Below are 16,878 nucleotides of genomic sequence, written 5' to 3' on the forward strand. Positions count from 1 at the left end.
TCACAGTGTGACGAGCACCTGCGCCAGCAGGATCTTCACCACCATCGCCGCGGGGTACACCAGCGTGTACGCCAGCGCGACACGCATGTCGTAGCCGGTGCGGGTGTTCGCGAAGGCGAGCAGCGCCGGGTTGGTGAGCGTGCCCGAGAGCACCCCCGAGAGCCGGGTGCCGCCGGTGCGCAGCACGTGCCGCGCGACGAGATAGGTGCCGGCGACGACGATCGCGGTGATGACGAACCCGAGCAGGAGCAGTCGCAGGATCTCTCCCGACGTGATCGCCGAGATGATCAGCGAGCCGGCCTTGGTGCCGGCGTAGGCGAGGAAGATCAGCAGGCCCAGCTCCGACAGCACGTTCGCCGCCGTCGAGGGCAGCGTCGTCACGATGGGACCGATGCGGCGGATGCGTCCGAGGATCAGGCCGACGACGAGCGTGCCCGCCGCGACGCCGAGGGCGAAGGTCCCCCCGCCGGGGATGGGCACCTGGATGAGCCCGATGCCGATACCGGCGGCGATGCCGAGGGCGAGGGCCACCGGGTTGATGTCACTGATACCGCGCTCGGAGTCGCCGATGAGCTCGGCCAGCTGCGGCATGGCCGCACGGGGACCCACGACCTGCAGCCGGTCGCCCTGCTGCAGCACGAGCGCACCGGTCGCCACGATGTCGACGTCACCGCGGCGCACGCGCGGGATCGTCGCACCGAACCGCTCGCGCAGGCCCAGACTCGCCAGGGGGCGCCCCGCCAGTTTCGGGTTGGAGAGGATCATGCGGTGGTACTCGAGGTTCGTGCGGTCCTGCACGATGTCCAGCGACGACGCATGACCGAGCTCGTCGGCCACGGCATCGACGGCATCCTGCGGTCCGATGACGTTGACCACTCCCCCGGGCGGCAGCTCGGTCTCGGGTCCCACGGTCGCCATGTCCCCGCCGCCCTTGGGACGCAGGCGCGAGAAGGTGATGCGACCGCCGTACCGGGTGCTGAGCTCACCCGCGGTGGGGCGGGCGGTCGTGTCGATGCGCACGGCCTTGTCGACCAGCGGCACCGCCTCGCCGGCCTCGTCGGTGCGATGACGCAGCGCCAGCCCGATCGCGAGCATCGGACCGATGACGCCGAACACGTACGCGCTGGCATAGCCGACGGTCGCCTCCGGGCTCCCGCCGGTGGCCGCCAGTGCCGGGGTGTTGGTGACGGCTCCCGCGAACGTGCCGGCGATGGTCAGCACCGAGACACCCATCGCACGGCCGAGGAAGAACGCGACGGCGGCGGCGAGCACCAGGACTCCGGTGACCACCAGCAGCAGCGGGTAGGCGGTGCGCAGCGCATGCCCGAAGCTCGGGCCCGCGATGAGGCCCACGCAGAAGGCGAACAGCACCAGCCCCATGTCGCCGATGAGGGCGGGCAGTTCGATCGCGACGCCGGTGGACACCCCCCAGGCGGTCAGGCCCATCGCGCCGAAGAGCACGCCGATCGCGCCGAGCGAGATGCCCGCGATGCGGACGCGGCCGAGGGCAGATCCGAGGCCCACGAGCAGGAAGACCGTGAGCACCGGCTGCGCGGCGAGGAACTCGAAGACCGGGCGCATGTTCCGAGTATCTCGCGCGGCGCCTGCCGGAGCGAGGACCCTGCCGCATGTCCGCCGACGCGGGCAGGATGGGCGCATGTACGAGATTCCCGCGCCCATGCTCGCCAAGCCGGTGCCGGAGATCCCCGACCGCCCCGGCTACGCCTTCGAACCCAAATGGGACGGCTTCCGCGCCCTCGTGGCGTGGGACGGCGCCGACGTGGAGATCGGGTCCCGGGGCGCGAAGCCCCTGACTCGGTACTTCCCGGAGCTGGTCGAGGCCTTCGCGCGGCTGCTGCCCGAGCCGTGTCTCATCGACGGCGAGATCGTCGTGGCGGTGGGTGAGCCGGGAGCGGTGCGCCTCGACTGGCCGGCGCTGTCGCAGCGCATCCACCCCGCGGCATCCCGCGTGGCGCTCCTGGCGGCCGAGACCCCGGCGATGTTCATCGCGTTCGACCTGCTCGCCCGCGGCGACCGCGACCTGCAGGGCGAGCCGTTCGCCCACCGCCGGGCGGAGCTGGTGGATCTGCTCGGCGCGGTGCCCGCGCCGGTGCATGTGACGCGTACGACCGAGGATGCGGCGCAGGCGCGGCGCTGGCTCGCAGAGTTCGAGGGGGCGGGGCTCGACGGCGTCGTGGCCAAGCCGATCGACCAGCCGTACGCGCCCGGCAAGCGCACGATGCTCAAGATCAAACACGCCCGCACCGCCGATGTCGTCGCTCTCGGCTACCGCGTCCACAAGAGTGGCCAGGGCGTGGGGTCGCTGCTGGTGGGGCTCCACGACGACGACGGCCGGCTGCAGGGCGTCGGCGGCGTCGCGGCTTTCAGCAACGCGCGGCGCCTCGAGCTCATCGACGAGCTCGCGCCGCTGGTCGAAACGGATGCCACCGGCGACGCCGTCACCGGCGAGACCGAGCGGTCCCGCTTCTCGGGGTCGAAGGACGTCTCGTTCGTGCGACTGCGCCCGGAGCGGGTGCTCGAGGTGCGTTACGACCAGCTGGAGGGCCGGCGATTCCGCCACACCGTGCAGTTCGAACGGTGGCGGCCCGACCGCGACGCGCGCTCGTGCACCTTCGATCAGCTCGAGGCGGTGCCCGCCTACGACCTCGCCGACGTGCTGGAGGAGGCGCCCGCCGGCAGCTAGCCTCCCCCCGCTCCGCGCGCAATCCCGGGCAGCGACCCGGCGGTGCGGCTACGGTCGATGCATGGGTCTGTTCAACCGATCGCCGCGCACCGTCCACCTCGACGCGCCGCTGCGGCTCGACGGCGAATCATCGGTGCAGCTGTCGGCCGGAAGGGCGCCCTGGAGCCTGTGGGCCGACGGCTTCGGAAAGCTGTCCATCCGCGCGCTGCAGCTGATCCTGGTCGTCGTGGTCGCCGCGGCGCTCATCCTCGGCATCCAGCAGATCACGGTCGTCACGATCCCGCTCGTGCTGGCCCTCATCCTCGCTTCGGCGTTCGCCCCGGTGATGAGCTGGATGCGACGCCACGGCGTCCCGGCCCTCGTCGCCACCCTCACGACGCTGCTGGCGATCTTCGCGCTCCTCGGCGGGATCGTCTGGCTGATCGTCTGGGCGGTCCGCGACCAGTGGAGCGACCTCTACAGCCAGGCCGAAGCAGGCTTCCAGAGCGTCGTGGCGTGGGTGGGGGAGCTCCCATTCGCGATCGACCAGGCTCAGATCGACGAGTGGCTCGACACGCTGACGGACTTCGTCACGAGCGCGCAGTTCGGCTCGGGGGCTCTGGCCGGTGTCGGCGCCGTCGCCAACTTCATCACGGGCCTCGTGCTGCTGGTGGTCATCCTGTTCTTCTTCCTGAAGGACGGCCCGCGCATGTGGGCGTTCCTCCTCCGCCCCTTCCGGGGCGAGAACTACGCGCGCGCGGTGCGGATCGGCGACAAGACGGTGCAGACCCTCGGCTCCTACATCCGCGGCACCGCCACCGTCGCCGCCGTCGACGCCGTCGGCATCCTCATCGGGCTGCTGATCCTGCAGGTGCCGTTGGCGATCCCGCTGGCGGTGCTCGTCTTCCTGCTGGCGTTCATCCCGATCGTCGGCGCCACCCTCGCCGGCATCCTCGCCGCCCTCGTCGCGCTCGTCGCCAACGGCTGGGTGGTGGCGCTCATCGTCGTCGGCGTCGTCGTGCTCGTCAATCAGCTGGAGGGCAACTTCCTGCAGCCCTACCTGATGGGGCGCTCGATGAAGCTGCACGCATTCGTCGTGCTCATCGCGTTGACCGTCGGCACCGTGCTCGGCGGCATCCTCGGCGCGGTGCTCGCGGTGCCGATCACGGCGGTCGTCTGGGGCGCGGTGCAGGTGTGGGACGGCGACAACAAGCCCGCCCGGTGGGCGCGTCCGAAGCCGGACGAGGCCGAGGCCGGCTCGCCCGAGCGCTGGGCTCGTGCGCGTCGCAAGCGCAAGGCGGTCGCCGCCGCGTCCGCGCACCCGCTTCCCCAGCCGAGGGCGTAAGACTCAGTCGCCCTCGGGCCGGCGCGCGCGGCTCGGCTGCACGCGCGGTGGCTCCCCCGGCATCTTGGGGAAGTCCGGCGGAAACGGCAGTTCACCGAGGCCGTCGGCGAGGTCACGCTGCCACCAGTCCAGCAGCGTGTCGATGCGCCCCGGATTCTCCTGCAGACCCGACCAGGGGTCGCCGACGTCGGCGAGGCGGTCGGGCACGGTGCGGATCGTGAACGAGGCGGGGTCGACCCCCGCCGCCAGTTCCTCCCACGTGAGGGGGGTCGACACGGGCGCAGCAGGCAGCGCCCGAGGGCTGTAGGCGCCGGCCATCGTGCGGTCGCGGTTGGCCTGGTTGAAGTCGATGAAGATGCGCTCCCCGCGCTCCTCCTTCCACCAGTTCATGGTGACCTTCTCCGGCATCCGTCGCTCGAGCTCGCGCCCGGCCGCGATGACGGCGTGGCGCACGTCGAGGAACTCGTGGGTGGGCTCGATCGGACAGAACACGTGGATGCCGCGGTTGCCGCTGGTCTTGAGGAACGCGGTCAGCCCTGCCTCGGCGAGCACCTCCCGCAATGCCGGGGCGACGGCGGCCGCGTCGGCGAAGTCGGTGCCCGGTTGCGGGTCGAGGTCGATGCGCAGCTCGACGGGGTTGTCGGTGTCGTCGGCGAGCGAGGCCCACGGGTGGAAGACGACGGTGTTCATCTGCACGGCCCACGCGATCGCCGCCGCCTCGCGCAGGACGACCTGCGGGTGCCGGCGCCCGCTGTTGTAGGTGCACATCACCTCGTCGACGTAGTCGGGCGCGCCGCGCGGCGGGTTCTTGGAGAAGAACCGCTCCCCGTCGATCCCGTCGGGGAAGCGCTCCAGCGACAGCGGGCGCCCGCCGTTCGCGGCGAGAAAGGGGACGGACACCGCGATCATGTATTCGGCCAGCTCGCGCTTGGTGATGCCGGCGTCGGGCCACAGCACCCGGTCGGGGCTGGACAGCCCCACCTCCCGGTCCGTGCCGTCGCGACCGGGGACGGTGAGGGTGATGCGCTCCGAGGCCATGCCTCGACCCTAGGGCGAGGCGTGCGGCCGGTCGAGGGCGGCGGATCAGAGGCCGGGAGCAGCCGGCGCGTGCTACGCGGACAGGGCGATGACGGGGGCGAGCTGGGCGCGGTCGAGCTGGATCCACGGCCCTGCCGGATCGACCACGACGCCGGTGAGACCTTCATCGGCGGCGAGTGCCTTCGCCAGCTGCTCGGGCGTGAGCGGCACCGCACGGTCGCTGCGGCCGAGCACAGCGACCTCGAGCGGGTGCGTGAACACCTCGAGGTGACGCGAGCCGTCGGTGCCGCGCACCTCGGACACGCCCAGCCGGTCGCCGTCGCCCGCGACCTTGCCCGCGGCCACCCACACCCGGGTCGTGGCGAGGGCGGCGGCGATCTTGGCGGCGATCTCGTCGGTGCGCGGCTGCACGAGCAGGTTCTTGATGGTGGCTGCCGGGTCGGCGTCGGACAGCGCCTTCTCGACGAGCGCCTTCGGCAGGATGGCCCGGCGGCCCGGGCTGGCGTGGTCGATGATGACGCCCGCATAGGGCCCGGCCACGACGTTGCGCAGGATGGCGAGAGCGGGCTGGCCCATCGCGGAGGTCTGGGTGTCGCCGTCGGAGCTGACGCTCGCCTGCAGGGCGTCGCCGCCGGTGAAGGCGAGCAGGTAGCGGTCGTCGCCGATGGCGGAGACGGCCATCGTGAGGTCCTTGCCCTCGGCCAGCTGCGCCCGGGCGTCGCCGCGGACGCGCACGAACAGGTGGCCCTGCAGCAGCTGCCGCATGAGCGCCACGACGTCGGCCGGCTGGAGCTGCTCGGGGAGGGCGGCGAGCGCCTGGCGCACGAGGACGTTGTCGGGAAGTCCCGGCACGCTCTCGGTCTGCTCCGGCGCCTGCGCCGGTCCCCGCGCGGTGCGGCGCGCTCCCGGCGGCGTGGCCGGGGCGGGTGAGGAAGCGGCCTTGCCGAAGGTCGACACCGAGATGTTCACCTGCGGCACGACCTCCTCGGCGCCGGGGGCCGCCGTGCCCGTCTCGGGGTCCGGGGCGCTTGCGTCGACGGGAGCGTCGGACGTCGGCTCCGCCGCGAGCACGGCGTCGTCGGCCTCATCCCGGTCGGTGGTCGAGGGATTATTGTCGCGCCGGGAGAACAGAGCCATCGTCCGAGCCTAACCGGTGACCTCCGCGGTGAGCCGCGCTCGCGTCACAGTTTGGTGATCGGTGCGACCTTGATGAGCAGCTTCTTGGCGCCCGCGGTGTCGAACCGCACGTGGGCGATGCGCTTCGCTCCCTCACCGGTCACGGTGTCCACGCGCCCCTCGCCGAAATCGTCGTGGCGGATGCGGTCGCCGGCGGCGAGCTGCAGGTCGCCGTTGTCGCGCATCTTCGCCGTGACCCGGTTCGGGAAGCGGCTCGGGTCGGTCACGCGCTGCGAGCGGCCGAGCGGCACGAGGTCGTCGCCGTAGCGGTTGCCGCCGCCGAATCCGCCCGACGCACCGCCGGGCCGACGTGCGTTGAGCGCCCGCGACTGGGTGCCACCGCGGCCGTTGACGTCGCCCGGTGACTGTCGCCAGTTGACGAGCTCGGCGGGGATCTCCTGCAGGAACCGGCTGGGCATGGCCGCCGAAACCTCGCCGAACTGGGCGCGGGTCATCGCGAGCGACAGGTACAGGCGCTGGCGGGCGCGGGTGATGCCGACGTAGAACAGCCGCCGCTCCTCCTGCGGGCCGCCCGGCTCCCCCGCCGAGATGCGGTGCGGGATGAGGTCTTCTTCGACGCCCGTGATGAACACGGTGTCGAACTCGAGTCCTTTCGCCGTGTGCAGTGTCATGAGCGAGACCGAGCCCGTGCCGTCGTCGAGGTCGTCGGCGTCGGAGACGAGTGCGACGTCGGTGAGGAAGTCGAGGATCGTGCCGTCGGGGTTGTTGCGGGCGAATTCGCGGGCCACCGCGACGAACTCGTCGAGGTTCTCCACGCGCGCTTCGTCCTGCGGGTCTTTGCTGCGTCGCAGCGACTCGAGGTAGCCGCTCTTGTTGAGCAGGAGCGTCAGACCCTCGGGCACGGAGCTGGCAGGGGCGACCTCGCCGGAGGCGGGGAGCATGAGCTCGGATGCCTCGGCGAGCACGGCATCGAGCTGCGCGATCGCCGTCTGGATCTTGGGACCCACCGCGAGCGCGGAGGCGTTGGCCAGCGCGTCGCGGAAGGTGATCTGCTGCTCGTCGGCGTAGCGGGCGATGGCGGTCTCGGTGACGTCGCCGATGCCGCGCCGCGGCCGGTTGAGGATGCGGCGCACCGCCATCTCATCGGCGGGGTTGGCGACCGCGGTGAGGTAGGCGAGGGCATCCTTGATCTCGGCACGCTCGTAGAACTTGGTGCCGCCCATGATCTTGTACGGCACCGCCGAGCGGATGAAGATCTCTTCCAGGGCACGGGACTGCGAGTTGGTGCGGTAGAACACCGCGATATCGGAGTAGCCGACGCCGGAGCGGCGCAGCCGGTCGATCTCGTCGGCGACGAACTGCGCCTCGTCGTGCTGCGAGTAGCCGGTGAACCCGACGATCTGCTCGCCGGCGCCGACGTCGGTCCACAGCTTCTTGTCCTTGCGGTCGAAGTTGTTGCCGATGACGGCGTTGGCTGCGGAGAGGATGTTCTGCGTCGACCGGTAGTTCTGCTCGAGCAGCACCACCTCGGCGCCCGGGAAATCGCGCTCGAACTCGCTGATGTTGCGGATGTCGGCGCCGCGGAACGCGTAGATCGACTGGTCCGAGTCACCGACGACGGTGAGCGACGCGCCCTCCAGCGCGTCGGTCGCGGCAGCGGGTTCCGGCTCGAAGATCATCATGCCGCCGGAGGAATACGGTTCGGCCGAGCTTGCACCGGACACCGGGCGGGTGAGTTCACGGATGAGCGAGTACTGCGCGTGGTTGGTGTCTTGGTACTCGTCGACGAGGATGTGCCGGAAGCGCCGTCGGTAGACGTCGGCGACGTGCGGGAACGCCCGGAAGAGGTACACCGTCTGGGCGATGAGGTCGTCGAAGTCGAACGCGTTGGACTTGCGCAGCGCCCGCTCGTAGGCGCCGAACAGCTCGACGAAGATGCGCTCGGCGGGGTCGTTCATGTTCGCCTGGCGCGCGTACGACTCGGCATCGGCCAACTCGTTCTTGAGCTTGGAGATGCGGCTCTGCACCGAGGCGGGGGTGAGACCGAACGCGTCGGCCTCATGCTCTTTCACGAGCCGCTTGATGAGGGCGCGGGAATCACCGGAGTCGTAGATGGTGAACGAGTTCTTGAAACCGAACTGCTCGGCCTCACGGCGGAGGATCCGCACGCACGCGGAGTGGAACGTGGAGATCCACATGCCCCGCGCCGATTCGCCGACCAGCTGCCCCACGCGTTCGCGCATCTCACCGGCAGCCTTGTTGGTGAATGTGATCGCCAAAATCTGGCTGGGCCACGCCTCGCGGTTGCGCAGCAGCAGCGCGATGCGGTGTGTCAGCACGCGCGTCTTGCCGGAGCCGGCTCCGGCCACGATGAGCAAGGCGGGGCCGCGGTAGGTCACGGCCCGTCGCTGCGGCTCGTTGAGACCGCGCAGCAGGTCGTCGCCTTCGTCGCGCGGCCCGGCGTCACCGACGACGATCACAGGTACGGATGCCGCATCTCGCGCGGTCGGAGCAGGGTCGGTCATGTCCCATCAAGTCTAGGCGCGCCGACCGACACCCTCCTCGGCCCGTCCCCAGCGACCGGGTGGGACAATCGAGGCGTGCGCACCCTGCTGAACATCATCTGGCTGGTCCTGGGCGGTTTCTGGCTGTTCCTCGGATATCTGGCTGCCGGCATCGTGCTCTGCATCCTGATCGTCACGATCCCGTGGGGCATCGCCTCGTTCCGCATCGGGCTGTATGCGCTGTGGCCGTTCGGTCGCACCGTCGTGGCCAAGCCCACCGCCGGCGCGTGGTCGTTCCTCGGGAACGTCGTCTGGGTGCTCGTCGCGGGCATCTGGCTGGCGCTCGCGCACATCGTGTCGGGCATCGCGCTGTGCATCACGATCATCGGCATTCCGCTGGGCATCGCCGACTTCAAGATGGTGCCGGTCTCGCTCGCGCCGCTGGGCAAGGAGATCGTGCCCACGACCCAGGGCGCCTTCGACCGCGCAGCCGCGCGCTGACGCCCGCCCGCTCAGACGCCGTAGTACTGGTTGCCGAGCGCCTTGCTCTTGAGGGCGTCGAACTCGCCGTGCGTGATGGTGCCGGCATCGAGCAGCCGCTTCGCGCCGGCGATGTCGTCGGCAGGGGTGGTCGAGGCCGCCGGCCGGTAGTCGTCGGCTTCGGGCACGACCCGATGGCGCGCGGACTGCGCCCGCTCAGCCATGCCCTTGCCCCGCAGGATGAGGTACAGGAGCCCCGTGAGGAACGGGACGAACACCAGACCGACGATCCACACCGCTCGCATCCACCCGCCGGCCTCGTCGTCGCGGAACAGGTCGGTGACGATCAGGATCACCACATACAGATAGGCGACGAACCAGAAGCTCCACATCATGAACCAGAGCAGGTCGTTGAACGGCATCTTTCGTCCCTTCGCCGAGTCGGTGCGCTCACGCTAGACCCGCGGCAGCAAGCTCCCCTCACCCGCGGCGGGTGAACCCCGCCGCGCCGCGCTGCCCACCCGCCCGGCGCACAACGTCGCCATTTCGGGCCAGATCACCCCGGATCGGCCGCGTCACCCCGCCGTGCCGCCCGGATCAGCGACATTGTGCGGGGCAGCGCCGGCCGCCGCGCGGTGCGATGCGCGATGGCCGTCACATGACGCGTGCAGCGCGCCGGTGTCACGGGCCGTCACACGCCGCCACCGAACGCAACAGGCTCGCCACTGTCGGTGCGCATCGATAGCGTGTGGTCATCGCGGCGATCCGGGTGGTCCCGGGCACCGGTTCATACCCGGGTGCGTTGCGGGTTCGACTCCCGCCGTCGCGTCGATCTTCCGCTGCGCTGCAGCATCTGTCCGCCACCGGGCGTCGTCTCAGCGCGCGAACTCTTTCAGCCACCCGCAGCGCGGCTCGGCCGCCGCGCTCGTGCCCGACACCACAGGCGCCGACACGGTCTCGATCTTGCGCGGAAGCACGGGCGGGATGAATGCCTCGATCGCGCCCGGCTGCGCGTGACGTGGCCCTGCCAGCACCCACTGCTCGTTCGCGCGGGCGACGGCGAGCGGATGCCCCTCGGAGATCGCGATGCCGACGTCGAACTGTAGCGACGCGAGCAACGCGGCGAGCGTCACCTGCACCTCGGCCTCGGATGCTTCGCGGGAGCGGAGCACCGCGTGCGGCGAGCGCAGCTCGGTGCGACTCGATTCCCGCAGCAGCGCACGCAGATTGGTCCGCAGCGCCACGATCGCAGCCTCGGGGTCGGCATGGTGCTCAGCCAGCGCGATCGCGACCGCCGCGAGGCGCGGGTCGGCGGCGATGAGCGGCCGGACACTTTCGCGCAGGTGCCGGCGCTCGCCCTGGAACAGGCGACGGACGCCCCGCGGGTGGTGCAGCACCGCACGCACCTGGGGGAGGTCGTCGAGCAGCGGCACGGCTTCGTCGATCGGCGAGCGCGCGTCGGCGGCATCCGCGGGCTCGGCGATGTCGGCGACCAGGTTGTCGTAGCCGACGTCACCGTCTCGCGTGTAGAGGAAGACGTCGACCGCCACCCGTCCCCCCGATCGCGGCGGGAGCGCGAGGTCGATGGGCCCGAGCGCCGGCCGGATCGTGGTGGTGGCACGACTGCTGCCGGTGCTGCTCAGGGCGGTGACGCGCGCGTGCGCACTCGAGGTGCGATAGGACAGCGCGAGATCGACGAGCGGGTCCAGATGCAGGTCCGCTCGAGCCTGGACGATGTCGGCGAAACCGTCCGCGTTCACATCGACGCCCCTCGGCCTCGCGTTGACCGCGTCGGGCGACGAGAAGCCGGCAGCCCGGGCGCGACGCCAGAGGTCGGGCAGGGCGCTGCGGTGACGGTGCGGCTCCAGCGTCCGTTCGAGCATCCACAGCAGCCGGCCCGAGCCGCGTTCGGGGTGCGGGGACAGGTGCCACCAGGTCAGCCGCCGCGCGAGGTCGCCGGCGACGGCGGGTGCCCAGGTGGCGGCATCGGCGTAGCCGAGCGCCGCGACCCACGCGAGGTAACGCGGCATGTCCTCCACCGCGCGGCGGAACTCGGCCATCGAGACCCCCGGCGGCGGGTTCTCCCGCATGCGGCCCGGCGCGCGCAGCGCGATCTGCGCCGCCGCCATGCACACCTGCGCGCCGAACCGATCGGCCGCGCGCGCGATCACCCGGGGCGACCACCTGGCCAGCAGCCGGCCGACGTAGTCGGCGTAGGTGCGCTCGTTGACGGGGCGGTCGCGCAGCGAAGCCACCGCGGTGGCGATGGTCTGCACGACGAGCTCTTCGGCCTCGTCGGCGTTCGCGGGGATCGGGAGTTCGGCGATCATGCGCCGCATCTCCGCCGCCGAGTCGACGTCGATCATGAGACGCGAAGTGAGCAGGCCGACCTCCGTCGGGGTGAGCCGACCGTCGACCTCCGACGCGAATCCGCGCTGCACCAGGGTGTCGATGACGCCGTCCAGATCGACACGCGCGCGGTTCTGGGCGAAGGCGAGCGTCTGCGCGAACCAGGCGCGCGCGCTCGCGCGGTCGACGACCGACCCGAGCAGGATCTCCGCGAGGATCGCGTCGCCGAGCTGCCCCGTGAGCCGACTGGTCGCGGTGTACCCGTCGCCGAGCCGGGCGTTCCAGTCCGCCTCCTCGGTGCGCGGCACCAGCAGGAACCCGAACCCCTCGTCCTCCTGACCCGCGCGCCCCGCACGCCCGAACATCTGCTGCGCCTGGCTGACCTCCAGCGGCGTCATCCCGAGTTCGAGATCTCGGATCACGACGAACTTGGCGGGGGTGTTCACTCCCGTCGACAGGCCCGACGTCGCCACCAGCACGCGCAGGTCACGCGCCCGGAACGCCTCCAGCGCGCGGCCGGCCTGCGGCGCATCACGGAAGTGGATGCCGACGCCTCGCCGGAAGCAGGAGTCGACCACCGTTTCGAGGTCGACACCCCGATACGGCACGCCCGCCGCGCGGGCGGCGGTGCGGACGACACCTGCCTTGCTCCCGCAGAACACGACCGCACTGGCCGGCGCCCCTTCGACCGCGCGGGCGGACGAGCTGCCCAGGTGCTCGCCGACGAGCCTGCGCAGCAGCGGCAGCACGACGTCGTCCTTCGCCGCCTCGTAGTCCTCCCGCTTGCCTTGTGTGGGGGCGTCGTACGGGATGGTCTGAGTCGTCAGCGACGTGGGACGCCACGCGGAACGCACGAGGTCGGCGTGGAACCAGCCCGCCAGCTCCTCGGCGTTCGAGACCGTCGCCGACAGCGCGACGATGCGCGTGCCCCCCTCCGCGACGCGCAGCCGGGCGATGAGCGACTCGAGCGTCGCCCCGCGGGCGGCGTCGCCCACCAGGTGGACTTCGTCGATGATGAGGCATCCGATGCGACCGATGACGTCCTTGAGCGACGCGCGCCGATAGAGCGCCTCGAACTTCTCGGTGGTCGCCACCCAGAGCTGCGCCTGGCGCACGGCGTCGCTGGACATGTTCGTCTCGCCGGTGAGCTCCACGGTGCGGATGCCGTGTGCACTCCACCGCCGGGCGATCTCGGCAACCTCCGCAGCGAGCGCGCGGGCGGGGAGCAGCCACACGGCGGGCTTGCCGTCGGAGACGATCGATCGCAGCGCGGCGGCCTCGCCGATGAGGGTCTTACCCGAGCTGGTCGGTGCGACGACCATGACGTGCCCGGCTGTGGACAAGACGACGGGCAGCGCCTTCGACTGCAGCGGATTCAGGCGGTCGAAGGAGTCGAGATACTTCCGCAGCTCCGGCGGGATCACCGCCGAGGCGGGAGTCCACGATTCCTCGCCCCGGGTGCCCGGTGCCGCGTCGTTGGACAATCGTCGAGTTCCCCCAGCCAGACTCACGGACGCCCCTCACCCCCGAACGAGCGTACAAGCCCCATGCGACACCGCCGAACCGAGCCCGCGGCAGGCGAGCACCCAGCCTTGACGGCGGCCACAGCGACGACAAGGTCTCGCAGAGCCAGGCAGCGGGGACGGCCGCCGCGTCGCTCATCGGTGCCGGTGATGTGCTCGCCGCGGCACAGTACGACCAGCTGTACTTCGTCGCCGTTTCGGAGGACCTCGATGCGGCCATCAGCAACGCCGCTGCGCTGGATGAGGGCGCCGCCGTCCCCGCAGCGATAGGGTGTTCATCCGCCTTGCGACCGCGCGCCCGTCATGGCGCTGTGACGTCGTGATCATCGGCGAACACCCCTAGGAACACGACATGGTCTCGCTCGGCGAACTGATCGCGCCTCGGCGCCTGGGCCGCGACTTCCGCTGGCTGCTGGCGTCGTCGTGGACGAGCAACATCGGCGACGGCATCGCGCTGTCTGCGGCGCCGCTGCTGCTGGCATCCCTCACCTCGTCGCCCCTGCTCGTGGCGGCGGGCGCGATGATGCAGTACCTGCCGTGGCTGCTGTTCGGTCTGCTGGCCGGCTCCATCGCCGACCGCCATGACCGCCGGCGGCTCGTGATGCTCGCCAACGGCTCCCGTGCGGTGATCGTGCTGGGGCTGGTGATCTTCCTCGCGACCGGCCAGGTCACGGTGTGGATCGTGCTCGCCGTGGCGTTCCTCTACGGTACGGCGGAGGTGTTCGCCGACACGGCAGGCAGCACGCTCATGCCCATGCTGGTGCACCCCGGGGACCTCGGCATCGGCAACGCCCGTCTGCAGGCGGGCTACCTCGTCGGCAACCAGCTGGCGGGTCCCCCGCTCGGCGCGTTCCTCTTCGCGATCGGATCGTTCTGGCCGTTCTTCGTGCAGATCGTGTGCGTGAGCCTCGCCGTCGTGCTCATCTCGCGCATCGCCCGCACCCCGGTGCCGGCGAAGGATGATCCGACGCCCGGCGGCGGCAAGGCGCACCCGATCCTCGAGGGCCTGCAATGGCTGCGCGCCCACCCGCCGGTGCGCACGCTCGTGGTCATCATCCTGGTGTTCAACGTGACGTGGGCCGCACCCTGGAGCATCCTCGTGCTCTACGCGACCGAGCACCTCGACATGGGCGCCGTCGGCTTCGGCGCACTGACGACGGCATCCGCGATCGGCGGCCTCGTGGGCACGACATGCTTCGGTTGGCTCGAACGCCACGTCTCGTTCGCCACTCTCATGCGGGTGTGCCTCTCACTCGAAGTGCTGATGCACCTCGCGTTCGCTCTCACGACGATCCCCGCCGTCGCCTTCGTGATCATGTTCGGCTTCGGCGCGTACGCCTTCATCTGGGGCACCATCTCCACCACCGTGCGTCAGCGCCTCGTGCCGCTGCATCTGCAGGGGCGCATCGCCTCGGTGAACATGGTCGGAGTCTTCGGCGGGCTCGTCATCGGCCAGCTGCTCGGCGGTCTCATCGCTCAGGCGTGGGGACTCACGGCGCCCTGGTGGTTCGCGTTCGGCGGCTCGGCCGTCACGCTGCTGCTCGTGTGGCGCTCGATCTCGCACATCGCGGCCGCACCGCCGGCCATCGTCGACAAGGACGCCGCGGGCCGATAGCCCGCGCCCCGGCCCGCACGTCAGTCGGGAGTTGCGCGTCGGGCATCCGCCGCTCGACGCAGCGCGCTCATCCCCCGCACCAGCGCGGCGAGGTCTTCGGGATCGAGGGATGCCAGCAGGTCGGCCGACGTCTCATTCCGCCCGATGAACTCGTCGTAGAGGTCGAGTCCCTTGCGCGTGGCGCCGAGGGTCTTCACCCGGCGGTCGGCGGCGGATTCCTCACGCTGGAGATATCCCAGCTCGACGAGCCGCTCGACACCGGTCGACACCGTGGGCGCGCTCACGCGCAGCTTCTCGGCGAGCTCCCGTCCGGTGCTCGCGGCCCGTGAGGCCACCAGCATCAGCGTCTTGAGCTGGGAGAGCGTGAGATCGAGGCCCAGGAACGGCTGCACACGCTCGGCCGCGAGTGCGTGCGAGAGCGCGCGGCTGTCCTGCGCGAACACCTCGATCAGCTGTTCCGGCGCCAAACCCGACATGCCCCCCACCTCCCCGGATGAACGTACCATTCCCCAAATCGTTAGATGTCGACTAACTGTTAGCCTAAAGTGCGACAACGACGAGGGAGTGTGCATGGGCGAAACGATCATGATCCTGGGGCTGCTGCTGGTGATCGCCACGTTCGTGGGACGCGCGGCACGACTGATCGGGCTGCCGAGTGTGCCGGTGTACATGCTGGTCGGCTTGGCCGCCAGCCCCTCGGTCGAGATCATCCCGGTCGACCTCCCCTATGACGACATCGCGGTCCTCGCCACGATCGGTCTCGTGCTGCTGCTGTTCCATCTCGGCCTCGAGTTCGACACCGCTGCTTTCGCGAAGGATGCCAAGACCCTCATCGTGGCCGGCATCGGCTACATCGCCGTCAACTTCGGGGCCGGCCTCGTGCTCGGGTTCGCCCTCGGCTGGGGCACGGCGGAAGCGCTCGTGGTCGCCGGCATCACCGGCATCTCCTCCTCGGCGATCGTGACCAAACTCATGATCGATCTGCACAAGCTCTCGCGGCCCGAAGCACCGCTCATCCTCGGCATCGTCGTCATCGAGGACGTCTTCCTCGCCGTCTACCTCGCCGTGCTCGGCGTCGCGATCGAGCCGAATGCCGACGTCTGGGCATCGGTGCTGCAGCTCGTGCTGTCGATCGGCTTCCTCGTCTTCCTCCTCACCGTCGCACGCAAGGGCAGCCGCGTGGTGAGCAGGATCGTGAACGAGAAGTCGGCGGAGTTGTTCATCGTCGGGCTCGTCGGACTCTCGCTGCTGATCGCCGGCATGGCCGAGGAGATCGGGGTGTCCGATGCCATCGGCGCGTTCATGGTGGGCCTCGTCGTGGCCGGAACCAATGCCAGACACAAGGCCGATCGGGCGATCGCGCCGCTGCGTGACACCTTCGCCGCCGTGTTCTTCCTCGGCTTCGGGCTCACCCTCGACCCCGCGCGCTTCGGCGAAGTGCTGGTGCCCGTACTCATCGCCGCCGCCGTGACGATCATCGCCAACATCGGCGCCGGCGTGCTCGCCGCTCACCTGCAGAAGTTCTCGGTGCTCACCGGAGTGGAGATCGGTCTGACCCTGCTCAGCCGCGGAGAGTTCGCCCTGATCCTCGCCACCATCGCCGCCGCGGCCGGCCTCGACAGTCGCATCGGACCCTTCGCCGGTCTCTACGTGCTCATCCTCGCGGTGATCGGGCCGATCCTGGCGACGCACGCTCCTCGTCTGTGGCGGCGCGGCGGCGAGGTCGTGTCGGCGGGGCCGCCGCAGCCGGTGCTCGCCTCCTACGGCACGACGGGCGATGACCCTTCGGCCGATGCCCCCGCTTCTGCGCCCACGACCGGGTTCACCGCTGCCTGGCCCGCTCACACCACGTACAGCGCGGATGACGCGGCCCGCGCGGTCGAGCTCGCCGAGGCGCTCCTGAACGAGGGGCACACGGTGAGCGTCATCACCCGCGACACGGCGCCTTTCGCGCTGCTCGTCAATCGGTTCGGGGACCGCTTCCAGACCGTCGGCATCGACGGGGCCATCATCCGCACCGTCGGTGAGGCGACCGCCTTCGCCCTCGCGTCCGACCCTGATGCGCTGATCATGGTGGCGGATTCCGTGCGCGAGCCCGCCGCGCCCTAGCGACCGCTAGAACGGTGCGGGTTCGAAGGCTGTGGCGGTGGCGAGGGCGGTGAATTCGAGGACGCGTCGGGGGATGTCGGGGTAGACCCGGCCGG

12 protein-coding genes and 1 tRNA gene are annotated in these 16,878 nt (G+C 70.6%); 6 read left to right on the forward strand and 7 right to left on the reverse strand.

The genetic code is table 11. The features are described from left to right. Window positions 1–1,581 carry an aspartate:alanine exchanger family transporter gene (locus H9651_RS06870; RefSeq protein WP_191718527.1) on the reverse strand — a complete coding sequence of 527 codons (1,581 nt, stop codon included), beginning with the start codon at window positions 1,579–1,581 and terminating at the stop codon, window positions 1–3. 76 nt (window positions 1,582–1,657) lie between these two features. Between H9651_RS06870 and H9651_RS06875 the strand changes: the two genes are divergently transcribed. Further along, window positions 1,658–2,704 (forward strand): ATP-dependent DNA ligase, encoded by a 1,047-nt coding sequence (locus H9651_RS06875; protein ID WP_191718528.1) that lies wholly within the window; start codon window positions 1,658–1,660, stop codon window positions 2,702–2,704. Window positions 2,705–2,765: 61 nt separating this feature from the next. Beyond that, on the forward strand, window positions 2,766–4,028 hold the full coding sequence (locus tag H9651_RS06880) for an AI-2E family transporter (RefSeq protein ID WP_191718529.1): 1,263 nt from the start codon (window positions 2,766–2,768) through the stop codon (window positions 4,026–4,028). A gap of 3 nt (window positions 4,029–4,031) precedes the next feature. Here H9651_RS06880 and ligD read toward each other — a convergent pair whose 3' ends face one another. The 3 genes from ligD to H9651_RS06895 all read right to left on the reverse strand — a co-directional run bounded on the left by ligD (window position 4,032) and on the right by H9651_RS06895 (window position 8,728). Next, a complete protein-coding gene (gene ligD, locus H9651_RS06885; protein ID WP_191718530.1) occupies window positions 4,032–5,066 on the reverse strand; it encodes a non-homologous end-joining DNA ligase in 1,035 nt (344 codons plus the stop codon). 72 nt (window positions 5,067–5,138) lie between these two features. Beyond that, a complete protein-coding gene (locus H9651_RS06890; RefSeq protein WP_191718531.1) occupies window positions 5,139–6,203 on the reverse strand; it encodes an SseB family protein in 1,065 nt (354 codons plus the stop codon). A gap of 44 nt (window positions 6,204–6,247) precedes the next feature. Beyond that, window positions 6,248–8,728 carry an ATP-dependent helicase gene (locus H9651_RS06895; protein WP_191718532.1) on the reverse strand — a complete coding sequence of 827 codons (2,481 nt, stop codon included), beginning with the start codon at window positions 8,726–8,728 and terminating at the stop codon, window positions 6,248–6,250. Between the two features lie 75 nt (window positions 8,729–8,803). On the opposite strand from H9651_RS06895, the gene H9651_RS06900 reads away from it, so the two are divergent. After that, a complete protein-coding gene (locus H9651_RS06900; protein ID WP_191718533.1) occupies window positions 8,804–9,208 on the forward strand; it encodes a YccF domain-containing protein in 405 nt (134 codons plus the stop codon). Between the two features lie 11 nt (window positions 9,209–9,219). Here the strand turns inward: H9651_RS06900 and H9651_RS06905 are convergent, their stop codons facing one another. Beyond that, complete coding sequence (locus H9651_RS06905) at window positions 9,220–9,609, reverse strand: PLDc N-terminal domain-containing protein (protein WP_191718534.1); 390 nt, start codon at window positions 9,607–9,609, stop codon at window positions 9,220–9,222. A gap of 334 nt (window positions 9,610–9,943) precedes the next feature. On the opposite strand from H9651_RS06905, the gene H9651_RS06910 reads away from it, so the two are divergent. Continuing rightward, window positions 9,944–10,016 (forward strand) — tRNA-Met (locus tag H9651_RS06910). A 46-nt stretch (window positions 10,017–10,062) separates the two neighbouring features. Here H9651_RS06910 and H9651_RS06915 read toward each other — a convergent pair. After that, window positions 10,063–13,047 carry a DEAD/DEAH box helicase gene (locus H9651_RS06915; protein ID WP_191718535.1) on the reverse strand — a complete coding sequence of 995 codons (2,985 nt, stop codon included), beginning with the start codon at window positions 13,045–13,047 and terminating at the stop codon, window positions 10,063–10,065. Window positions 13,048–13,411: 364 nt separating this feature from the next. On the opposite strand from H9651_RS06915, the gene H9651_RS06920 reads away from it, so the two are divergent. Then, on the forward strand, window positions 13,412–14,674 hold the full coding sequence (locus tag H9651_RS06920) for an MFS transporter (RefSeq protein ID WP_191718536.1): 1,263 nt from the start codon (window positions 13,412–13,414) through the stop codon (window positions 14,672–14,674). Window positions 14,675–14,694: 20 nt separating this feature from the next. On the opposite strand, the gene H9651_RS06925 is transcribed toward H9651_RS06920, so the two are convergent. Then, complete coding sequence (locus H9651_RS06925) at window positions 14,695–15,150, reverse strand: MarR family winged helix-turn-helix transcriptional regulator (RefSeq protein ID WP_191718537.1); 456 nt, start codon at window positions 15,148–15,150, stop codon at window positions 14,695–14,697. Window positions 15,151–15,244: 94 nt separating this feature from the next. Here H9651_RS06925 and H9651_RS06930 point away from each other — a divergent pair, with 94 nt between their 5' ends. After that, window positions 15,245–16,783 carry a cation:proton antiporter gene (locus tag H9651_RS06930; RefSeq protein WP_191718538.1) on the forward strand — a complete coding sequence of 513 codons (1,539 nt, stop codon included), beginning with the start codon at window positions 15,245–15,247 and terminating at the stop codon, window positions 16,781–16,783. The last annotated feature ends 95 nt before the right edge of the window (window positions 16,784–16,878 follow it).

This window comes from Microbacterium pullorum (assembly GCF_014836535.1).
GTDB lineage: Bacteria > Actinomycetota > Actinomycetes > Actinomycetales > Microbacteriaceae > Microbacterium > Microbacterium pullorum.